This window comes from Ensifer sp. Root1252, from assembly GCF_001425885.1.
Classification (GTDB): domain Bacteria; phylum Pseudomonadota; class Alphaproteobacteria; order Rhizobiales; family Rhizobiaceae; genus Ensifer; species Ensifer canadensis.
The window spans coordinates 111,880-132,410 of the sequence record NZ_LMDT01000004.1; the positions used below are offsets into that span (position 1 = coordinate 111,880).

Annotated in this window: 18 protein-coding genes, 1 tRNA gene and 1 pseudogene; 13 read left to right on the forward strand and 7 right to left on the reverse strand. The window is 62.3% G+C overall.

Features of this window, described 5'->3' with window-relative positions:
* Window positions 1-6: 6 nt before the first annotated feature.
* Window positions 7-438 carry an OsmC family protein gene (locus ASD02_RS06935; protein ID WP_057212719.1) on the forward strand — a complete coding sequence of 144 codons (432 nt, stop codon included), beginning with the start codon at window positions 7-9 and terminating at the stop codon, window positions 436-438.
* A 192-nt stretch (window positions 439-630) separates the two neighbouring features.
* Here ASD02_RS06935 and ASD02_RS06940 read toward each other — a convergent pair whose 3' ends face one another.
* A complete protein-coding gene (locus ASD02_RS06940) occupies window positions 631-1,653 on the reverse strand; it encodes an LLM class flavin-dependent oxidoreductase (RefSeq protein WP_057205908.1) in 1,023 nt (340 codons plus the stop codon).
* 483 nt (window positions 1,654-2,136) lie between these two features.
* On the opposite strand from ASD02_RS06940, the gene ASD02_RS06945 reads away from it, so the two are divergent.
* Entirely contained in the window at window positions 2,137-3,414 is a 1,278-nt protein-coding gene (locus ASD02_RS06945; RefSeq protein WP_057205910.1) for a DUF2254 domain-containing protein, read from the forward strand.
* Between the two features lie 79 nt (window positions 3,415-3,493).
* Here ASD02_RS06945 and ASD02_RS06950 read toward each other — a convergent pair whose 3' ends face one another.
* Entirely contained in the window at window positions 3,494-4,522 is a 1,029-nt protein-coding gene (locus tag ASD02_RS06950; RefSeq protein ID WP_082555468.1) for a helix-turn-helix domain-containing protein, read from the reverse strand.
* A gap of 126 nt (window positions 4,523-4,648) precedes the next feature.
* Here ASD02_RS06950 and ASD02_RS06955 point away from each other — a divergent pair, with 126 nt between their 5' ends.
* Window positions 4,649-5,269, forward strand: a complete 621-nt coding sequence (locus tag ASD02_RS06955) for an isochorismatase family protein (RefSeq protein WP_200951662.1) — start codon at window positions 4,649-4,651, stop codon at window positions 5,267-5,269.
* A gap of 91 nt (window positions 5,270-5,360) precedes the next feature.
* Here the strand turns inward: ASD02_RS06955 and ASD02_RS06960 are convergent, their stop codons facing one another.
* Complete coding sequence (locus tag ASD02_RS06960; RefSeq protein ID WP_025429709.1) at window positions 5,361-6,560, reverse strand: MFS transporter; 1,200 nt, start codon at window positions 6,558-6,560, stop codon at window positions 5,361-5,363.
* A gap of 110 nt (window positions 6,561-6,670) precedes the next feature.
* Here ASD02_RS06960 and ASD02_RS06965 point away from each other — a divergent pair, with 110 nt between their 5' ends.
* Entirely contained in the window at window positions 6,671-7,609 is a 939-nt protein-coding gene (locus tag ASD02_RS06965; protein ID WP_025429710.1) for an AraC family transcriptional regulator, read from the forward strand.
* 85 nt (window positions 7,610-7,694) lie between these two features.
* Here ASD02_RS06965 and ASD02_RS06970 read toward each other — a convergent pair whose 3' ends face one another.
* Together ASD02_RS06970 and ASD02_RS06975 are read right to left on the reverse strand one after the other, a co-directional pair.
* Window positions 7,695-7,991, reverse strand: a complete 297-nt coding sequence (locus ASD02_RS06970; RefSeq protein ID WP_057212721.1) for a CcdB family protein — start codon at window positions 7,989-7,991, stop codon at window positions 7,695-7,697.
* On the reverse strand, window positions 7,991-8,236 hold the full coding sequence (locus ASD02_RS06975) for a type II toxin-antitoxin system CcdA family antitoxin (protein ID WP_025429712.1): 246 nt from the start codon (window positions 8,234-8,236) through the stop codon (window positions 7,991-7,993). Before ASD02_RS06975 ends, ASD02_RS06970 begins: the two co-directional genes overlap by 1 nt.
* Before the next feature lie 186 nt (window positions 8,237-8,422).
* Between ASD02_RS06975 and fdnG the strand changes: the two genes are divergently transcribed.
* From fdnG to ASD02_RS07020, 9 genes and pseudogenes are all read left to right on the forward strand, one after another.
* Window positions 8,423-11,518 carry a formate dehydrogenase-N subunit alpha gene (gene fdnG, locus ASD02_RS06985; protein WP_082605216.1) on the forward strand — a complete coding sequence of 1,032 codons (3,096 nt, stop codon included), beginning with the start codon at window positions 8,423-8,425 and terminating at the stop codon, window positions 11,516-11,518.
* Between the two features lie 44 nt (window positions 11,519-11,562).
* Window positions 11,563-12,486 carry a formate dehydrogenase subunit beta gene (gene fdxH, locus ASD02_RS06990; protein ID WP_164474921.1) on the forward strand — a complete coding sequence of 308 codons (924 nt, stop codon included), beginning with the start codon at window positions 11,563-11,565 and terminating at the stop codon, window positions 12,484-12,486.
* A complete protein-coding gene (locus ASD02_RS06995) occupies window positions 12,486-13,172 on the forward strand; it encodes a formate dehydrogenase subunit gamma (protein ID WP_025429716.1) in 687 nt (228 codons plus the stop codon). The genes fdxH and ASD02_RS06995 overlap by 1 nt, the downstream gene beginning before the upstream one ends.
* 38 nt (window positions 13,173-13,210) lie before the next feature.
* Window positions 13,211-14,131 (forward strand): formate dehydrogenase accessory protein FdhE, encoded by a 921-nt coding sequence (gene fdhE / locus ASD02_RS07000; protein WP_025429717.1) that lies wholly within the window; start codon window positions 13,211-13,213, stop codon window positions 14,129-14,131.
* Window positions 14,132-14,135: 4 nt separating this feature from the next.
* The gene (gene selA / locus ASD02_RS07005) at window positions 14,136-15,536 is read left to right on the forward strand and encodes an L-seryl-tRNA(Sec) selenium transferase (protein WP_057220395.1); all 1,401 of its coding nucleotides are present in this window, start codon (window positions 14,136-14,138) and stop codon (window positions 15,534-15,536) included.
* Window positions 15,523-16,308: a tetratricopeptide repeat protein gene (locus tag ASD02_RS07010; protein ID WP_057220396.1), complete on the forward strand. Its 786-nt coding sequence runs from the start codon at window positions 15,523-15,525 to the stop codon at window positions 16,306-16,308. The genes selA and ASD02_RS07010 overlap by 14 nt, the downstream gene beginning before the upstream one ends.
* Window positions 16,305-18,128 (forward strand): annotated as a pseudogene (gene selB / locus ASD02_RS07015) (selenocysteine-specific translation elongation factor); the annotation flags it as partial. The gene ASD02_RS07010 and the pseudogene selB, both read left to right, overlap by 4 nt.
* Window positions 18,129-18,242: 114 nt before the next feature.
* Window positions 18,243-18,338 (forward strand) — tRNA-Sec (locus ASD02_RS38000).
* A 14-nt stretch (window positions 18,339-18,352) separates the two neighbouring features.
* Window positions 18,353-18,736, forward strand: coding sequence for a hypothetical protein (locus ASD02_RS07020; protein ID WP_025429721.1), 384 nt, complete (start codon window positions 18,353-18,355; stop codon window positions 18,734-18,736).
* Between the two features lie 80 nt (window positions 18,737-18,816).
* Here ASD02_RS07020 and ASD02_RS07025 read toward each other — a convergent pair whose 3' ends face one another.
* Both ASD02_RS07025 and selD read right to left on the reverse strand, forming a co-directional pair.
* Entirely contained in the window at window positions 18,817-19,149 is a 333-nt protein-coding gene (locus tag ASD02_RS07025) for a hypothetical protein (RefSeq protein ID WP_025429722.1), read from the reverse strand.
* Window positions 19,150-19,217: 68 nt separating this feature from the next.
* Complete coding sequence (gene selD / locus ASD02_RS07030; protein ID WP_057205926.1) at window positions 19,218-20,267, reverse strand: selenide, water dikinase SelD; 1,050 nt, start codon at window positions 20,265-20,267, stop codon at window positions 19,218-19,220.
* Window positions 20,268-20,531 lie beyond the last annotated feature (264 nt).

Consider the following 20,531-nt stretch of genomic DNA (forward strand, 5'->3'; position numbering starts at 1 on the left):
AAGAGCATGCAGATCAATCGCACAGGATCGGCGAAATGGGCCGGCGGTCTCAAGGACGGTAAGGGTCAGATTTCGACGCAGAGCGGCGCGCTCAAGGAGTATCCGTATGGTTTTGCAACGCGCTTCGAAGGCGTCGCGGGTACCAACCCGGAGGAACTCATCGGTGCGGCTCACGCCGGTTGCTTTACCATGGCGTTGTCACTGATCCTTGGGGAGGCTGGCCTGACGGCCGACAGCATGGAGACGACCGCCAAGGTCACGCTTGAGTCCGTCGCCGATGGCTTTGCCATCACGGCTATCCACCTGGCGTTGAAGGGCCGTGTGCCGGGCGCGGATCTGGCAAAATTCACTGAGCTGGCAAACAAGGCGAAAGCGGGATGCCCGGTGTCAAAGGCACTTGGTGCGGTTCCGATAACACTCGACGTCAGTTTGGCATGAGAAGCCCGTGTGCGCCGACGACAGCGCCGCGCGTCTTATTGGACGCGCAAAGGTCACTGCAGCACTTTGAATGGCCGCAACTTTATCCTGAAATCGAATTGGATTTAAGGAAACATGCGGTAGGTCGGCGCACGCGGATATCTTCATGCCAGTCGAATTCGATCGCCGGTGCGAACGAACGCGTCTTGTCGCTCAACGCCAGCCGAGTGCGGGCGCCACGTGCTTCAGGATCGCCTCGATGACGTGCGCATTGTAGTCGACGCCGAGCTGGTTCGGCACCGTCAGCAGCAGCGTATCGGCTTCGGCGACGGCCTCATCCCCGGCGAGCTGCTTGATGAGCACATCAGGCTCGGCCGCATAAGACCGGCCGAAGATTGCCCTTGTGTTCTCGTCGATGAAGCCGATCGTATCCTGTTCCTTGCCGCTTCGGCCGAAATATGCGCGGTCGCGATCATCGACGATGGCGAAGATGCTGCGGCTGACGGAAACCCTCGGCGTGCGGGTGTGGCCCGCTTCCTTCCACGCCTCCCGGTAGGCGCGGATCTGTGCTGCCTGCTGGACGTGGAACGGCTCGCCGGTCTCATCGTCCTTCAGGGTCGAACTCTGCAGGTTCATGCCGAGCTTTGCCGCCCAGACGGCGGTGGCGTTCGAACTGGAACCCCACCAGATGCGGTCGCGCAACCCTTCGGAATGGGGTTCGAGGCGCAACAGTCCTGGCGGGTTCGGGAACATCGGCCGTGGGTTGGGTTGGGCGAAACCGTTGCCTTTCAGTGCTTCGAGAAACACTTCGGCGTGGCTGCGGCCCATATCCGCATCCGACGCGCCGTCCTGCGGCTGATAACCGAAATATCGCCAGCCATCGATCACCTGTTCCGGCGATCCTCGGCTGAGACCGAGCTGCAGGCGTGAGCCGGAGATCAGGTCGGCGGCACCGGCGTCTTCGGCCATATAAAGCGGGTTCTCGTAGCGCATATCGATGACGGCCGTGCCGATCTCGATGCGCTTCGTCCTTGCGCCGACGGCAGCCAGAAGCGGGAAGGGGGAGGCAAGCTGCCGGGCAAAGTGATGAACACGGAAATAGGCGCCGTCAGCGCCGAGCTCCTCGGCGGCAACTGCAAGGTCGATGGACTGCAGAAGCGCATCGCCTGCCGAGCGGGTTTGCGACTGGGAGGAGGGGGTCCAATGGCCGAAGGAAAGGAATCCGATTTTCTTCACGATAGTGCCGCCTGCGAATATGTCGTTGATACTCTTCTAGATGGCATAGGACAGGCTCGAGGGACAGCAGTGGAGGGTCGAACGCTGTGTTTCCGATCTGCTCATGAACCACCATGCTGCACCAAGCTCCAAACACTCAACGCTCGTCATCCATATCCAACGCCGCAAGGCCATGGCAGAGTGGAAAGCCGTGACCGTAATGCCCACCTAAATCACGACCCGATGCTCCATTCCGTCCCTTTTCGAACAACGTGACAGAACCTCGGCAGGCTATGAAAAAGGCTCAAGCTGCGGAGGCGGCTCGGGGGAGAAGCCGTGACCTGAAGTTGTGATTTTCGCGGCCCGACGAGACAGCATAGTATATATTAGGCCCCAGGTCGCTTGCGCCGATCGTCTCGTATCGGGAGTTGGTCGCGTACGGTGCCCTTGTGGCAGATTTGACCGTTTCCGGCTCGAAGGGCCACACGAGAGGGATGGGGCTAAATGCGCTGGAACAAGTTGTATGCGCTCAAGAGCTACATGCGGTCCTCGCTGTGGGTCGTGCCTTTCTTCGCGCTCGTTCTGCAGCAAGCCTTCTTACGCGCAGTGCTTGTATTAGAACAGTGGACAGAATGGGTGCCGTTGTGGCCCTTGGAGACAGAGGGTACGGTTGCAGCGATGCAGGCGATTATCAGCCTGGCGCTTTCGTTCATCGTCTTCACGTTCGGTTCCCTGCTCGTCGCCATACAGATCGCGAGCGGGCAGCTTACGCCCCGGATCATCGCGACCACGCTGCTGCGCGATAACGTGATCCGTTTCACTGTGGGCCTGTTCATCTTCACCCTGCTCTTCGCCATTGGGGCGATCAGTCGCATCAGTACGTCGGCTCCGTCTCCCATCATGTGGATCTCGGGGATCTTTGGCGTCCTGTCGCTGGCTGCCTTCCTCTATTTCATCGATTATTCCGCCCGGCTATTACGTCCCGTCAGCATCATTCATCGCGTCGCCGAGCAGGGCTTTGCCGTTATCGAGGCGGTATATCCTGGCCCGCTGTCGGATACCGACGAGCGACCACAACCGGACGAGCCGTGCGAGAAGCCGGGAAACATCGTTTTGCATGTCGGGTCGTCGGACATCATTCTTGCAGTCGACGTGAAGGCCTTGACCATTCAAGCACATCGAGCGGACGGCGTGATTGAACTTGCTGCGCGCGTCGGCGATTTTGTCTCATCCGGGCAGCCACTGTTCCGCCTCTATGGCGGCGCCAAGGCAATACCAGCCAAAGACCTTCGCAACAGTGTCGTCTTCGGGCGTGAGCGGACCATCGAGCAGGATCCGACCTTCGCCTTCAGGGTTATTGTCGACATCGCCAGCAAGGCGCTTTCGAAGGCTATAAACGACCCGACGACAGCGGTGCTTGCCATTGATCAGTTGCAGCGACTGCTACGCAGCGTTGGTGGGCGCGAACTGAGCAACGAGTACGTCCGCGATGCCCAGGGACGCCTTCGTGTGGTGTTCCCGACGCCGAACTGGGAAGATTTCGTGCAACTTACGTTTCGAGAGATCCGGATCTATGGAGCGGAAAATCTGCAGATCGCAAGGCGGCTGCACGCGATGATCGACGATCTCGAAGCGGTGCTGCCGGAAAGCCGGAAGGATGCGTTGGCCATTGAGCGCAACCTGCTCGACCAGACGATCGACAAGGTCTACCTGCTCCCCGAAGACGCAGCACTCGCGCATATTGCCGATACGCAAGGGCTGGGCGGCTCTCCTAAAGCATGACTGAAATTCGCACATCCGCATAGCCAGTGTCCGAGACGTCCTGATTGGCAGGCGCACGGATCCACCACGCTCCAATCACTCAGCGCTGGTCATCCATGTCCACCGCCTCAAGGCCATGGCGGAGTGGAAAGCCGTGACCGTAATGCTCCCCTAAATCCGGTCTCTTCCTGAACTGCCGGCGGTAGCTTGCCGGCGAGATCGAGAAGGCGCGGGTAAAGTGCTGGCGCAGCGATACCGTTGAGCCGAAGCCGGCCATCTCTGCGACCCGGTCGATCGAGCAGGATCCGGTTTCGAGCAACCGTTGCGCGGTCGCCAGCCGCTGGTTCAAGAGCCATTGCGTAAAGGTGGTTCCGGTCGTCTTTCTGAAATGTCGGGTGAAGCTGCGCAGGCTCATTCCGGCCCGCGCCGCCAGCTTTTCGAGCGACAATGGCTCGTCCAGATGTTCGATTGCCCAATTGATCGTCGCGCCGAGCTGCGCTTCGCCGGCGGCGGCAGGCATTGGCTTCTCGATGTATTGGGTCTGGCCGCCATGCCGGTGCGGCGCCACCACCAGCCGCCGGGCGACGCGGTTGGCGATATCTGCCCCATGATCGCGACGTACGATATGCAGACAGCAGTCGATGGCCGCGGCCGTGCCGGCCGATGTCAGGATGTCACCATCATCGATATAGAGCGCATCCTGATCCAGGGCGACCCGCGGATAGCTTCGTTGGAACTCCTCCGCCCAGGCCCAATGGGTGGATGCCGGTCGCCCGTCCAGCACGCCCGCTTCCGCCAGTACGAATGTGCCAAGGCAAAGCCCCACCAGCCGCGCGCCGCGTGCGTGGGCGGCCCTGACGCTCTGCAGCAAGGCTTCGGGAGGACGCTCGTCCGGATCCCGCCAGGCCGGCACGATGACGGTGTTGGCCTCCCCCAGGTGGCTCAGATCATGCGTCACTTCAATGCGAAAGCCGGAGCCAGTGGCAATCGACCCGGTATTCTCGCCGCAGATCAACAGGCGATATCGGGGCGCTCCGAGTTTCAAAAGCTCATCGCCGAACACGATGCAGGGCACCGACAGGTGGAAGGCGCTGATGCCTTCAAAGGCGATGACGGCAACGGTGTGCATCGGCGTGGCGATCCCAATCTAATGAATTGGCCAGAACCTAGCACATATTGTCATTCTGGCCACTTTCGCGAAGCCGCCGCATGCAGGATTTTTCCGCCATCAACACCGATGCGAAAGGACGCTTTCATGATGCAGCACCCCACCATCCGAACCATGGCCGGAGCCACAGCGCCGCAAAGCCTCGATCCTGCCAAGACCGCCCTGCTGGTGATCGACTTTCAGAACGAATATTTCAGCGGCAGGATGCCGATCCCGGATGGCGCAAAGGCGCTCTCCAACGCCAAGCGCCTCATCGAGCGTGCTGATCAGGACGGCATGAAAGTCTATCATGTCCAGCACGTGACACCGGCGGGAAGCCCGGTCTTTGCCGAGGACAGTGCGACCTCGCGGTTCCACGACCAGATCCAGCCATCAGCCAACCATTCGGTGGTGCGCAAATCGTCGGTGAGCGTGTTTCCAACCACCGACATCGACCAGAGGCTGAAACAGGCTGGCGTCGATACGCTCATCATTGCCGGCCTGATGACCCATGCCTGCGTGGCCGGCGCTGCCCGCGATGCCGTCCCCCTCGGCTACAATGTGATCGTGGCCGACGACGCCTGCGCCACGCGGGACGTCGATACGGCAGATGGGGAGACCGTGTCGCATGTTGCGCTGCACCGCGCAGCTCTGGCTTCGATCGACGACACCTTCGGCGATATCGTCACGACCGATCAGCTCCTGGCCCTGCCACTGACGCGCAAGTGAGACTTGAGCGCGGCTGAGTACGGGGCCTAATGATGGCTCTCCCGATCCCCCAGGAATTCAGGATCGGGAGGGCCATAGAGTCCTTCATCTCTCAGCCCGGCTGGAGCGCCACCTTGCGGGAGACGGCGACGAGCGAGGCGCCCAGCAGTGCGGCCAATGCCGCAAACATGAAGACGCCGGCAGGCCCCTGGAGTTCGACGATCAGGCCGCCGAGGATTGCTCCGGTGGAGATGGCGATCTGGAATGTCGTCAGCGTCGCCGCACCAGCGCCTTCCGCCTCGTCGCCGGCGGCCCGACTGATGAAGGACTGGACGCTGACAGGGAGCGCACCGAAGGCGAAGCCCCAGGCGGCCGTCGCTGCGGCTGCAATGCCCGGCAGCACGCCGGCGACCGCAAGCAGGAGCGCGGTGGCAGCGATGCCCGCGGCAGCCAGCGTCATCGACAGGCGCGTGTTGCGCTCCGCCAGGAAGCCGCCGGCGATATTGCCGAAGAAACCGCCGATACCGAATGCGAGCAGGATCGCGGTGATCATTTCGACGTCGAAACGCGGCACCTGCTCAAGATAGGGGCGAATATAGGTGAAGCCGGCAAAATGGCCGGTGACGACCAGCAGGATCGTGGCAAGACCCAGCCGGATCGCCGGGCGCCTGAGAACCCTCACGATCGTGCCAAGGCCGGTGGTTCCGATCGGCGGCAGCGACGGGACGGTCAGTGCCTGGACGATAAAGGTAACCACCCCGACTACGGCTGCCAGCAGGAAAGCATAGCGCCATCCGAGCGTGGCGCCGATCCAGGCGCCGACGGGGGCGGCGCAGACAGTCGCGATCGAGACGCCTGACATCACGATCGCCATGGCGCGGGGCATCAGCCTGGCGGGCACGAGCCGCATGGCGAGCGCCAGCGACATCGCCCAGAAGCCGCCGAGCGCGATACCAAGCAACACGCGCGCCGCAAGCAGGAACGGAAGGTTCGGCGCAAAGCCCGCCATAAGGCTCGAGACGACCAGCAGGCCCGTCAAAGCCAGAAGCACCGTGCGCCGGTCGAACCGGCCTGTGTAGACGACGATCGCCGGGCCGGCGACCGCCGCAACGACAGCAGTGGTGGTCACCGACTGCCCGGCAGCTCCAACGCTTACCCCGAGATCCGCCGACATCGGCGTCAGCAGGCTTGCCGGTAGAAACTCTGCCGTTACCAGGCCGAAGACCCCAAGCGAAAGGGAAACGACAGCGCCCCATCGGGCTTTGTTCCGCTCGTCCGTCGGGGCACCTGATTTCGTCACGACGCCATCCATGATTTTCATCTCCGCGATTGTTAGTGGCGAAAGTAGGCATGACCGTCAGGAGTTTCTATGCTAGAAAATCCAAAAGACTATGCCGTTTGTCCAAACTTGCGGAGCGCCTTATGAGCGATGCATTGACCGAGATTTTGCGCGGGCTGAGGCTCGACGGCGTCGAATACGGGCGTTGCCAACCCTGTGCGCCCTGGGCGACGGCCTATCCGGCACAGGAGCCCGCGCGATTCCATTTTCTGGCTGCGGGCTCGGCCCATCTTCAGACACCGGATGGTGAATGGATGGATCTTGCCCAGGGCGACGCGGTGCTGTTGCCGAGGGGTGACGCGCATGTGCTTGCCAGCAAGCCGGGCATTCCTGCCGTTTCGATAGCCGACCTGCCGAGGCGACAGCTTTGTGACGGCATCATCGATGTGCAATGCCCGTCGACGGACAGCAAGAACCTCATCTTCTTTGCGGTGATGCAGTTCAATGTCGATCGTCTGCATCCTCTCCTGCAGTTGATGCCCGCCGTCATGCGCACGAGCGACCTTGCTGCGAGCGAGCCTTCGATACCGGCACTCCTTGAGGCCATGATGCGCGAAGCAGAAATGCAGCGCGTCGGCTCGGGCGGCATTCTCTCGCGGCTTGCCGATGTGCTGACTGCAACGCTCATTCGAACCTGGGTGGAGCATGGCTGCGGCACGGCGACCGGCTGGCTGGCGGCCGTCCGCAATCCGGAGCTCGGGCGCGTCCTTGCCGCCATCCACCTTGAACCTGCGCGGGATTGGAGCGTGCCCGAACTGGCAAAGCTCATGGGTGCGTCACGGTCGGGCTTTGCCCAGCGGTTTGTCGACACCATGGGCGAGACGCCGGCCCGTTATGTTGCGCGCATGCGGATGCACCAGGCGCATCAATGGCTACAGGAAGGACAGCGGGTGGCCCTTGTCGCAGGCCGTCTCGGCTACGATTCGGAGGCTTCTTTCAGTCGCGCCTTCCGCAAGATCATCGGGGCACCACCGAGCCATTACCGAAACAAGAGCGTGGCCAGGGGACAACTGGTTTCCTGAGCCGGCTGCGGTTCAGATCGCGATCGCGCAGGGAGGCTGGTTGAGAGCGGCTTGGAGCGTGACGACGCTTGCTGTCACCCGTTCGCTAAAAGCCGTGAAAAACCATATCGAGAGCGGCGACGATCTCGTCGTGCCGCTCCGATAGATTGGAAACAGGTTCTGCAAGTGCCGATACGGGTATCGCAGCCAGAAACTGAGTGACCAAGGTGTAGCGAACGCCGGATATTTCAAACACGGGATTGAGGCGCTTGGCCGGTTCAGGAGCCGCTTCCATTGGCAAAAGCGGGACGACGACACGCGTCTTCAACTCGTCCAGCACATCGGCCTGCACATCAAGCACGAGGCCGCCGCCAGGATTGGCATAGACGTCATAACGCGCCATTAGAATTGACGGAACTGCGCCAGCGGCAGGCCATTTGCATCGACGAAGGCATTCGAACTCTGCAAAGCCTCGCTATTTTCTTTCTTCCAACGGGCAGCCTTGGCATCGGACACAGCCCTGGCGATCCCTGCCTCGGCAGCGCGAGAAATATTGATGTCGAAATGCCGTGCTTCTGCAAGAAGATCGGCGTCAATCGTCAAATTGGCTGCGCGCTTTGCAGAGGCAGATCGAGCATGCTCGGCCATGATTGTTCTCCTTTTGAGCAATCAACATATGCGCATCTTCCTGCGCATGCAAATATCCGGCCAGACAAGAGGCGATGGCATTGCCGATCGTCAGGAGAGTGGGTGGCGCGCAACCAACGCACCTTGACTTGCAAGCACTTAGCAATAGACTCATAGGTACGAAGTATCGGGAAAGGGAGGCCATCTATGAACATAGACCTCTCGCGGCGCAGCTTCCTGAAGCTGGCCGGAGCGGGTGTCGTGGCAACTTCCGTCGGAGCACTTGGCTTCGGCGAATCCGAGGCGGCGGAAATCGCGCATGTGCGTGCTTTCAAGCTGAAGACCACGACCGAAACCCGCAACACCTGTCCGTACTGTTCCGTTGCCTGCGGCGTCATCATCTATTCGAAGGGTGACCCTCGAAAAGGCGAGACGGCGGACATTGTGCATATCGAGGGCGATGCCGATCACCCCACCAACCGCGGGACGCTCTGTCCCAAGGGGGCGGCACTCAAGGACTTCGTCAAGTCGCCGACCCGCCTTCAATATCCGATGCTGCGCAAGCCCGGTTCCGATACTTTCGAACGGATCTCCTGGGACGATGCTCTCGATCGCATTGCCCGCCTGATGAAGGACGATCGCGATGCGAACCTGATTGCGGCCAACGCCAAGGGCCTTCCGGTCAATCGCTGGACGACCGTCGGCATGCTGGCGGCGTCTGCAACAACCAATGAAACGGCCTGGGCGACCTTCAAATTCGCCAAGAGCCTGGGAATAGTCGGTTTCGATAATCAGGCACGCGTCTGACACGGCCCTACGGTGGCGAGTCTCGCCCCAACATTTGGCCGTGGAGCAATGACCAACTCCTGGACCGACATCAAGAACACCGACCTCGTCGTCGTCATGGGCGGCAATGCGGCGGAAGCCCACCCCTGCGGCTTCAAATGGGTGACGGAAGCCAAGGCCCATCGCGGTGCAAAGCTGATCGTCGTCGATCCGCGCTATACCCGCACCGCCTCGGTCTCGGACTATTACGCGCCGATCCGCCAGGGAACCGACATCGCGTTCCTAAACGGCGTCATGAAGTATTGCATCGACAACGACAAGGTGCAGTGGGAATACACCAAGGCCTTCACCAACGCAGCCTATCTGGTCAAGGACGGCTTCGCCTATAAGGACGGTCTCTTCACCGGCTATGATGCCGAGAAGCGCGACTACGACCGTTCGACCTGGGACTATGTGCTCGGCGACGATGGTTTCGTCGTCACAGATCCGACGCTGCAGAACCCCCGCTGTGTCTGGAACCTGCTTAAGGAGCATCTGGCGCCCTATACGCCCGAAATGGTCGAGCGCATCTGCGGAACGCCGAAGGAGAAATTCCTCAAGGTCGCCGAGATGATCTCGGAATGTTCGACGCCGACAAAGACGATGACGTCAATGTACGCCCTGGGCTGGACCCAGCACTCGCACGGCTCGCAGAACATCCGCGCCATGGCGATGCTGCAGTTGATCCTCGGCAATATCGGCGTGCGCGGCGGTGGCATGAACGCCCTTCGCGGCCACTCCAACATCCAGGGCCTGACCGATCTCGGCCTGATGTCGCACCTGCTCACCGGCTACCTGACGGCGCCGACCGAGAAGGACGAGGATTTCGAGACCTACATGTCGACGCGGCAGTTCAAGCCGCTTCGGCCGGGCCAGACGAGCTATTGGCAGAACTACCGCAAGTTCATGGTCTCGTTCCAGAAGGCCATGTGGGGCGATGCCGCGCGGGCCGACAACGACTGGGCCTTCAACTACCTCGCCAAGCTCGACGTGCCATCCTACGACGTGCTGCGCGTGTTTGAACTGATGCATGCCGGCAAGGTCAACGGCTATCTCTGTCAGGGCTTCAACCCGCTGCTGGCCTTCCCCAACCGTGCCAAGAACACCAAGGCTCTTTCGAACCTGAAGTGGCTCGTCACCATGGATCCGCTGGAAACCGAGACGGCGCGGTTCTGGGAAAACCACGGCGATTTCAATCCGGTCGACACCGCTTCGATCCAGACCGAAGTCATCCAGCTGCCGACGACCTGCTTTGCGGAGGAGGAGGGTTCGCTGACGAACTCCGGCCGCTGGCTGCAGTGGCATTGGGCCGGCGGTACGCCGCCGGGCGAAGCCAAGCACGATACCTACATCATCGCGCAGATCTTCCTCAGAATGCGCGAACTCTACCGGACGGAGGGCGGCGCCTTCCCCGATCCGATCCTCAACCTGTCGTGGGAGTATGCCGACGAGAACGAACCGACGGCAGAAGAACTCGCCCGGGAAATCAATGGTCGAGCATTGAGCGATGTCATGGACACGACCGACCCGACCAAGGTTCTCGTGCCGGCCGGAAAGCAGGTGGTGAACTTCTCGCAGTTGCGCGACGACGGCTCGACCATGTCCGGCTGCTGGATCTATTCCGGCTGCTTCAACGAGCAGGGCAACAACATGGCTCGGCGGGACAATCAGGATCCCGACGACACTGGCACCTATCTCGGCTGGACCTTCGCCTGGCCGCTCAACCGCCGCACCCTCTACAACCGCGCCTCGGCGGACCTAGAGGGCAAGCCATGGGATCCGAGCCGCAAGCTGTTGGAATGGGACGGCGCCAAGTGGACCGGCTATGACATTCCCGACATTGCGCCGACGGCCAAGCCTGGAGATGTCGGTCCCTTCATCATGAACCAGGAAGGCACCGCGCGTCTGTTCACCCGCGGACTGATGCGCGACGGCCCGTTCCCCGCGCATATGGAGCCGTTCGAATCGCCCGTTGCCAACGTCTTCAATCCGAAGATGCGCGGCAATCCGGTCAGCCGCATCTTCAAGGACGATGCCGAGCAGCTGGGGCTTTCAGACGAGTTCCCCTACGCGGCCACCTCCTACCGGCTCACCGAGCATTTCCACTTCTGGACCAAGCACAACCGCGTCAACTCGGCGCTGCAGCCGGAGTTCTTCGTGGAAATTTCCGAGGAGCTGGCGCAGGAAAAGGGCATAACCAATGGTGGCTGGGTCAGGGTCTGGTCGAAGCGCGGCGAGGTCAAGGCCAAGGCGGTGGTGACCAAGCGCATCCGGCCGCTCATCTGCGACGGCAAGCCGGTCCATGTGGTCGGCATCCCCTTGCATTGGGGCTTCACCGGCTCTGCGAAAAAGGGTTTCGGCCCCAATTCGCTGGTGCCCTTCGTCGGCGACGCCAACATCGAGACGCCTGAGTCCAAGGCTTTCCTCGTCAATATCGAGCCTTCGACGCCGCCAAAGGACAAGGAGGCCACAGTGTGATGGATAGCCCGCGCACAGCCGTCAGCAATCCGCCGGTCCAGCCGATGGAGAGCAACCTCACGCAGCGCGATCTCGTTCGCCGCTCCGCCACGAGCGAGCTGCCGCCGCCGGAGCGGCAGCTGACGCCGGTCGCCAAGCTGATCGACGTTTCCAAATGCATCGGCTGCAAGGCCTGCCAGTCGGCCTGTATCGAGTGGAACGACACGTATCCGGATATTGAGGAGAATGTCGGGGTCTATACGAACCCGCACGATCTGACCGAGAATATGTTCACCCTGATGCGGTTTACCGAATGGGTGAACCCCGAAACGGACAATCTGGAGTGGCTGATCCGCAAGGACGGCTGCATGCACTGCGCCGATCCGGGCTGTCTCAAGGCATGTCCTTCACCCGGCGCGATCGTGCAATATTCCAACGGCATCGTCGACTTCATCCATGAAAACTGCATCGGCTGCGGCTACTGCGTGAAGGGCTGCCCGTTCAACATTCCGCGCATTTCGAAGGCCGATCATCGCGCCTACAAATGCACGCTCTGTTCCGATCGCGTCGCAATGGGGCAGGGCCCCGCCTGCGCCAAGGCTTGCCCGACACAGGCGATCGTGTTCGGTACCAAGGACGACATGATGAAGCATGCCGACGAACGTATCGCCGATCTCAAATCGCGCGGATACGCCAATGCCGGCCTCTACGATCCTCCCGGCGTCGGTGGGACCCATGTCATGTATGTCCTGCATCACAACGACAAGCCGCATATTTACGCCGACCTGCCTGATGACCCGAAGATTTCCGCCGTCATCGAGGCCTGGAAGGGCGTGACCAAATATACCGGCCTTGCGGCGATGGGGCTGGCGGCTGCGGGCGCGATCCTGCACGGCCTTTTCGGCAAGGCGAACCGGGTCGCACCTGAAGACGAGGTCAGTGCCGAAAAGCTCGTCGAGGAAGCCGAGGATCTCAGGGAGGGTGCCTGATGGCCAAGCCGAACGACATCCAGTCCGAAGACGCGATCCATCGCGGCCCGCCGGTGACTGTCGGTCGTTATGGACCCGGCAAGCGCCTCAACCATTGGATCACCGCTTCCTGCCTGATCCTGCTTCTGCTGTCCGGCCTCTCGATGTTCCATCCGTCGCTGTTCTTCCTGACGGATCTGTTCGGTGGCGGTCAGAACACGCGCATGCTGCATCCCTGGATCGGGGTCGTTCTGTTCCTGAGCTTCTTCATTTTCTTCGCCCAACTCTGGCGGGCCAACCTGCCGAACCGCACCGACGCGCAGTGGGTGTCGCAGATCGGCGACGTGGTCAAAGGCCATGAGGAGCGGCTGCCCGAGATCGGCAAGTACAATGCCGGACAGAAGTTCATCTTCTGGGGCATGGCGTTCTTCATCATCGTGCTGATCGTCAGCGGTATCATCATCTGGGACCAGTATTTTGGCGAGGCCACACCCATCGACGTGAGGCGCATTGCCATGCTGACCCATTCCGTTTCCGCGGTGCTGATCATTCTCATCTTCATCCTGCATGTCTATGCCGCGATCTGGACCCGCGGTACGCTGCGGGCGATGACGCGGGGTTCGGTCACCGGCGGCTGGGCCTGGCGGCACCATCGCAAATGGCTGAAGGAACTTGCTGGACGGGGCCGGATTGATCCTGCAGAATAACGACATAACAGCGGTGGCCGGTCGGCCCGCGAGGTGCAATGTCGATATCGTCCGTGCAGCCCGATCCCGCGATGATCGGTGGAATTCCCAAGGCTCCCTTCGTCTTGATGTCCAATCTGACGCGCCTTTTCGGGGATCGCGCCCAGCGTTTCCAAGTGCTGTCGGAAAGCAGCCGGCTTGCTCCCTACTTACGCTTCCTTGCAGGCATCGCAGCGATCCAGGACGACCTCCTGTCCAGTCTACCGCCGTTGCAGGCGATTTCCGCAGAACAGCGCGAGCGGGCGCGCGACAATGCGATGCCGCCGATCGATCGCTCGGCCATGGGCGCTTCTGCCGAGTGCCGGGACACGGTCCGACAGTTCCTTGCGCGGGTGGAGCAACTGGAAATGCCAAAGGCCGCGGCCGAAGCGCTTGCCCAGATCATTGCCGCTGACGACGAGGCGCTGGCGTGGATGATCGACAATATCGCCGCCGACAATCTGCCGCTCGATAGCCTTGCGCACCATCTTTTCGTTGCCGCGGCCGTGCAGGTCCATGCGACACGCCTGGCCGCGGGGCTCGATCCTGGTCGCCTCGTGCCGGTCAGCATCGGCGTCTGTCCCGCCTGCGGCGGCAGGCCCGTCGCTTCGCTCGTCGTCGGTTTCCACGGCGCGGAAGGAACCCGCTACGCGGTATGCGCCTGCTGCTCGACCAAATGGAACGAGGTCCGGGTAAAATGCCTCTCCTGCGGCTCGACCAAGGGCATAGGATACCGCGCGGTCGAAACCGGTGATGAAGAGGCCACGGTTAAGGCAGAGGTTTGCGACAGCTGCCACGGCTGGACGAAGATCATGTATCAGAACAGGAACCCGGCACTCGATGCCGTGGCCGACGATATCGGCAGTCTCGGCCTCGACGCGCTGATGAAGGATACCGGATACAAACGCGCGGGCTTCAATCCATTCCTGGTGGGGTATTGACGGGATGGCCGGGCTTGCCGAACTCCGCACCCTGCCGTCCGTCGACCAGATGTTGAAGGCGCCGGCCGTCGCGCCGCTTGTCGAGCGGCATGGTCGTGTCGTCGTGACCGAAGAGCTGCGCCTCGTGCTCGGCGAAATCCGCGAGATGGTTCGCAGTGGCGGCTTGCCCCCCGATGCGGACGGCGTCATGGCCTCACTTATGAGCCGGCTCGACTATCGGGATCGCTCCAATCTGCGCCCGCTCTTCAATCTCACCGGCACCGTGCTGCACACCAATCTTGGCCGTGCCCTCCTGGCCGAGGAGGCGATTGCCGCTGCCGTCGATGCGATGCGAGAGGCGGCGGCACTGGAGTTCGATCTCGACACCGGCCGGCGCGGCGAGCGCGACTGCCACCTGCGTGACCTGCTTTGCGAGCTGACGGGCGCCGAGGATGCGACGATCGTCAACAACAATGCTGCCGCCGTGCTGATTGCGCTGGGTACCGTTGGCGGCGGACGGCAGGCGATCGTCTCACGCGGCGAACTGATCGAGATCGGCGGCGCGTTCCGCATGCCCGATATCATGGAGCGCGCAGGTGTGGCGCTCGTCGAGGTCGGCACCACGAACCGCACCCATGCCAGGGATTATCGTCGGGCGATCGGCCCCGAAACCGCGCTCATCCTCAAGGTGCACACGTCGAATTACCGGATCGAAGGGTTCACGGCCGAAGTCTCCGGTGCCGACCTTGCAGAGATCGCGCACGAAGCCGGGCTGGTTCTCCTCAACGATCTCGGCTCCGGGACGCTTGTCGACCTCCGGCGCTACAGCCTTGGCAAGGAGCCGACCGTTCGCGAAGCCGTGGCCGAAGGTGCAGATCTCGTTACATTTTCGGGCGACAAACTGCTGGGTGGCCCGCAGGCCGGCTTTATCGTCGGTCGCCGCGATCTGATCGCCGCGATCAACCGCAATCCGTTGAAGCGGGCCTTGCGGGTCGACAAGATCCGCATCGCGGCGACGTCCGCGACGTTGAAGCTATACCGCGACCCGGATCGGCTCGCAGCGCGGCTGCCCACCCTTCGCATGCTGGCGCGTCCGCAACACGAGATCCGCGCGCAGGCGGAACGGCTCGCGCCCGAGGTGGCGAGACTTCTTGCCTCGAGCGGACATCGGGTGGAAATCTGCCACTGTTCGAGCCAGATCGGTTCGGGCGCGCTGCCGGTCGACACGATCCAAAGCGCCGGCCTCCGGATCGAGGCTGCAAGCGGCAGCGCGCTCGAAGCGCTCGCGGCGCTTTTCCGTTCGCTTTCGCGCCCGATATTGGGGCGTCTGCAGGACGGGGCGCTCATCCTCGATCTTCGCTGTCTTTCCGACGAGAGCGAGTTCCTGAAAAGCCTCTCCGAGGGCGTCGGACATGCACTGGCTTGACCGTTTGACAGGGCGTATGCCCGAGGCGGCGTCGGACGCCGATGAGATGACACAAGCCCTGACTGCCGCCCGGAACGGCGACTATGAGACCGCCCTGCGCCTATGGGAGCCCCTGGCGCAATCCGGCGTCGCGCGGGCACAGAACAATATCGGCGCCTGTTTTGCCGAGGGGCTCGGCGTGCCGCAGGATCGGGCCCTGGCGGGCAAATGGCTGCGGCTGGCGGCCGAAGCGGGCGATCCCGTCGGCAAGCGCAACTATGCAGCCTTCCACATGCAGGACGCGGATGGCGATTATAGTATTGCCGCCGACTACTATCGCCGCGCCGCCGAGAAGGGCGACGCGCCGGCACAGGACATGCTGAGCTGGATGCTGCTCGAAGGCGAAATCATGCCGTCCGATCCGGTCGAGGCGCGCCACTGGGCGGAACGTGCCGCTGAAGCGGGCATTGCTTCGTCGATGACCCGGCTCGGCATGCTCTATCACAACGCTTCGGGTGTCGATCGCGATCCGAAGAGGGCCGTCGATTGGTGGCGCCGCGGCGCCATGGCGGGCGATGCCGACGCGCAGGCGATGCTTGGCGCCGCCTGTCACATGGGCGCCGGCACGGCCCGCGACGGCGTCGCGGCACTCGTCTGGCTGATCCGCGCGACCAATGGGGGCAGTACCCTGGCGCAACCCTTCATCGGGCCGGTGCGCCAGAGCTTGTCGCCCGGCGAGATCGGCATCGCCGAGAGGCGCGCGCTTGAGCCCCCGGCGGAGGCGCGACCATGATCGTCGGAACCGCCGGTCATATCGACCACGGCAAGACCAGTCTGGTGAAAGCCTTGACCGGCGTCGATACCGATCGCCTCAAGGAGGAGAAGGCACGCGGCATCACCATCGATCTCGGCTTTGCCTATGCGAAATTTGCCGAAGCGGTCACCGGCTTTGTCGATGTGCCGGGCCATGAGCGTTTCATCCATACGATGCTCGCCGGTGCCGGCGGCATCGACTTCGCCCTCCTCGTCGTTGCGGCGGATGACGGCATCAAGCCGCAGACGCTCGAACACCTGGCCATTCTCGATCTGCTCGGCATCGAAAGGGGATTGGTCGCGATCACCAAGGCCGATCTTGCCGATGCGGAGCGATTGCTGGGGCTCAGTGTCGAGATCGGCAATATGCTTTCGGCAACGGGCCTTCGCACCGCCGAAATCCTTCCCGTGTCCGCCGCCACGGGCCTCGGTATCGCCGATCTCAGAGACCGCCTGGCCGAGGCCGAAAGGGCAACCGTGAAAGCAAATGCGGCGGGCCGGTTTCGGTTTTCGGTCGATCGCAGCTTCATTCTCTCGGGCGCCGGAACGGTGGTGACGGGAACGGTCCTTTCCGGTTCGGTTGCGGTCGGCGACAACGTAATGATTTCGCCATCCGGACAAGGGGCGCGCGTGCGCTCGATCCATGCCCAGGACCAGCGGTCGGAACGCGGGGTCGCGGGTCAACGCTGCGCGCTCAATCTGGTGGGAGACGGCATCTCCAAGGACAAGGTCGGCCGCGGCGACATGGTGCTCGATCCCTATCTGCATGCGCCGACCACACGCATCGATGCGGGCCTGTTTGTGCTCAAGGGTGAGCCGAAGCCGATCAGCGAGTGGTTTTCCGCGCGCCTGCATCATGGCAGTGCTGAAGTCGGGGTCCGTATTGTGCCGCTTGAAAACCCTGTAGGTCCCGGCGAGCGGGCGAAGGTCCAGCTTGTTCTCGATCGGCCGATCGCCGCCGCGGTCGGTGATCGCTACATCCTGCGCGACGTTTCCGCCCGGCGCACCATCGGAGGCGGGCGGCTTCTCGATCTGCGTGCGCCATTGCGCAAGCGCCGGACACCCGAGCGGATAGCCTATCTCGATGCGGCAGGCGTTGCGGAAACGGGCCCGGCCCTTGCCGCGCATCTGGAAGCGCCGCCCTATATCGTCGATCTCGATGCCTTCGTGCGCAATAGGGCCGTATCGGAGGAGGAGCTACGCGAGGCCGTCGAGTTATCCCACGCCATCGTGATCGAGGCCGGGCATGTGCGCCATGCCTTGTCTGTGTCGCTGTTGGACGACCTGTCGAAGGACGTCGGACGAATTCTCGCCGATTTCCATGTCGAAAATCCGGATCTGCAAGGCATCGGCCGAGAGCGCCTGCGCCTGCAGGTGACGCCGCGATTGCCGATGCCTGCCTTTCTCTTCCTGCTCAGGCAGGAACAGGCCGCCGGACGCCTCGTACTCGAGGGCGCCTTCGTTCGCCTGCCGGGCCATGAGGTTCGTTTAAGCGAGAGCGAGGAGGCGTTACTTGGCAAAATCTTGCCGCATCTCGAAGGAGAGGAGCGCTTTCGCCCGCCGCGCGTGCGCGACCTTGCAGACGTGCTCGGCGTCGACGAGCGGGAGATCCGGCGGGTGCTCAAACTATGGGCGAGGCTCGGACGTGTCGATGAGATCCGGCACGATCATTTCTTCATCCGTTCCACCACCGCAGAAATGGTTGAAATCATAAGGGATATCGCGGGCAAGGCCGAACGGGGCGAATTTGCCGCCGGTCTCTTTCGGGATCGCGTGAACAGCGGTAGAAAGGTGGCGATCGAGATCCTGGAGTTCTTCGATCGCCAGGGAGTGACGCTTCGGCGCGGCGACATCCGGCGCGTCAATCCCCACAGGCTCGACCTTTATGACGGAGCCACGCCCGAGGCGAAGCAAGGAAGAGATTCGTCCCCGGTGGGGCGTCCGGACTTCAAATCCGGGTGGGGCAGCGAGGCTGTCTTGGGTGGGTTCGACTCCCATTCTCTTCCGCCATCGGGAGATCGCTGATGGCTTATGCGCCCTGCAGCACCGACTTCGATGACTGGATCGTTTCCACCTATGGCGAGGCTGGCGCTTTCACCATGCTCTTCGTCCTGCTGGCGATCGGCGAGACCCGTTTAGACCTCCTGCGCTCGGCCTATCTTCACGTCGTCGGCGACGACACCCGATGGCAGGATATGGCCGCTCTTTTCGCCGGCGCCGGCGTCAAGTGGTCCGGCGTCGTGTTTTACCGCGCCGGCCCGGAGGGTCTTGTCGAAGACCATGTCGCCAGGGGACGGCTTGCCTCTCTGGTTCGCAATCTCAACGAGGACCGCTCACTGATCCGCGAGGGCGAGTTCTTCAATGTCGACGGATTGCGGCTGTCGATTGAGGAGATCAAGCCCCATTGATCTCCAGTCTCGGTCTTGTCCCGTTCGGCAATAGCGGTTCACGGCCTTTGTGCTGAAGGCTGAGTGCAATCATGCGCAGGCTAGCAACCGTTTTTCTTGATATCCTCGGGCGTCATTGCGAGATCGAGGCCACGCGCGGTCGGTGGTTGCCATGTCGGGGAGTCCTCGGACGCGCCTTGCGGATTTGTACCGATAAGGGCGCCGCCTGTTCCGCCGGTCCAGCCGGTCGAGCCGGCGTTGCCGGGTGCTGTACCATCCGCGCTCAAACGGTCGGGCTCCGTCGCCGGGTCCGCCTTCCCGGCGGTCGCATCGCATCCGGTGTTGGCATCGTTCTCCTGCGAATGTGCAGGGACAGTCATGCCCAGACAGGCGAGGAAGAGAGCGGTGGCAAGGGCAAATCGGGGATCGCGCATGGCATTCTCCTTCAGCGTTGCTCTACCAACGGGATGCTGCGGCCGGTTGTTCCATCTCCCCTTTTCACTCAGGCGCGAACCTCCACCTGCACGGGGCCAGGTTGCGTGTAGCCGACGATGCTGGCGAGCGGGTAGCCAGCGTCCCGGATCGTCTTGACCAGACTGTCAGCGCTGGCGGCATCGCAGGCCACCAGAAGTCCGCCTGATGTTTGCGGGTCGGCGAGCAAAAGACGCTGCCAGTCCGCCATACCATCGGGCAATTTGATCTCGCTGCTATAACTCGCCCAGTTGCGCTCCGACGCGCCGGTGATGAAGCCTTCTCGGGAAAGCGTTTCGGCCTGCGACAGGAACGGAATGTTCGCGAGGGAGAGCGACACGGTCAAGCCGGACGCGCGGGCCATTTCGAGCCCATGACCGAGAATACCGAAGCCGGTGACATCCGTCAGCGCATGCACATGCGGATCGGCGGCAAGCTCGGACCCGATCCGGTTGAGAAGGGTCGTCGAGGCGATCATCTCCTCATAACAAGCCCGCGGCAGCGCCTTCTTCTTGAAGGCGGAGGAATAGATGCCGACGCCAAGGCCCTTGGTGAGGATCAAGGCATCCCCCGGCTTCGCGCCGCTATTGCGCCGCACCTGTTCCGGGCGACAGATGCCGATGACGGCAAGGCCGTAGATGGGTTCGACCGAATCGATCGAATGCCCGCCTGCCACAGGGATGCCGGCCTGCGCGCAGATCGAGGCGCCGCCTTCGAGGATCTTGCCGATCGTCTCGGGGGAAAGCTTGTTGATCGGCATCCCAAGGATCGCAAGCGCCAGGATCGGCTTGCCGCCCATGGCGTAGATGTCGGAGATCGCGTTCGTTGCGGCGATGCGCCCGAAATCATGCGGGTCATCGACCACAGGCATGAAAAAATCGGTGGTGGCGATGATGCAGGTGTGGTCGTCGACCTGCCAGACCGCCGCGTCGTCCGCCATCTCGTTGCCGACGAGAAGCTGGGAGAAGGGCTGCATGGCCGGCTGATTGGCGAGAAGCCGCTGCAGAACCGAGGGCGCAAGCTTGCAGCCGCATCCTCCGCCATGGGCAAGCTCAGTCAGACGGGGTTCAAGAGATGTCATGTGTGCTCCCGCGTAAAAGATTTTGCCCGTTCGACCGCGTGGTCTCGCCGGCAACCGATAGTTGGCAAGTTAGGACGATGTCGTGCGGGAGCAAGGCCGCTTCGATGCTTCTGCGAGATATGGCCGTCCGGAGCGGCAGGGTGACCGCGTCCCCGGTCGCTGCGACGGTTTGACCCGCCGAATCGACGCCTGCTGCGTGCGGGATTGTCGTGATCTGCCATGACAAGTTGTTGTATCCCTTTCGGTGTTGCGCCATGTGTACAA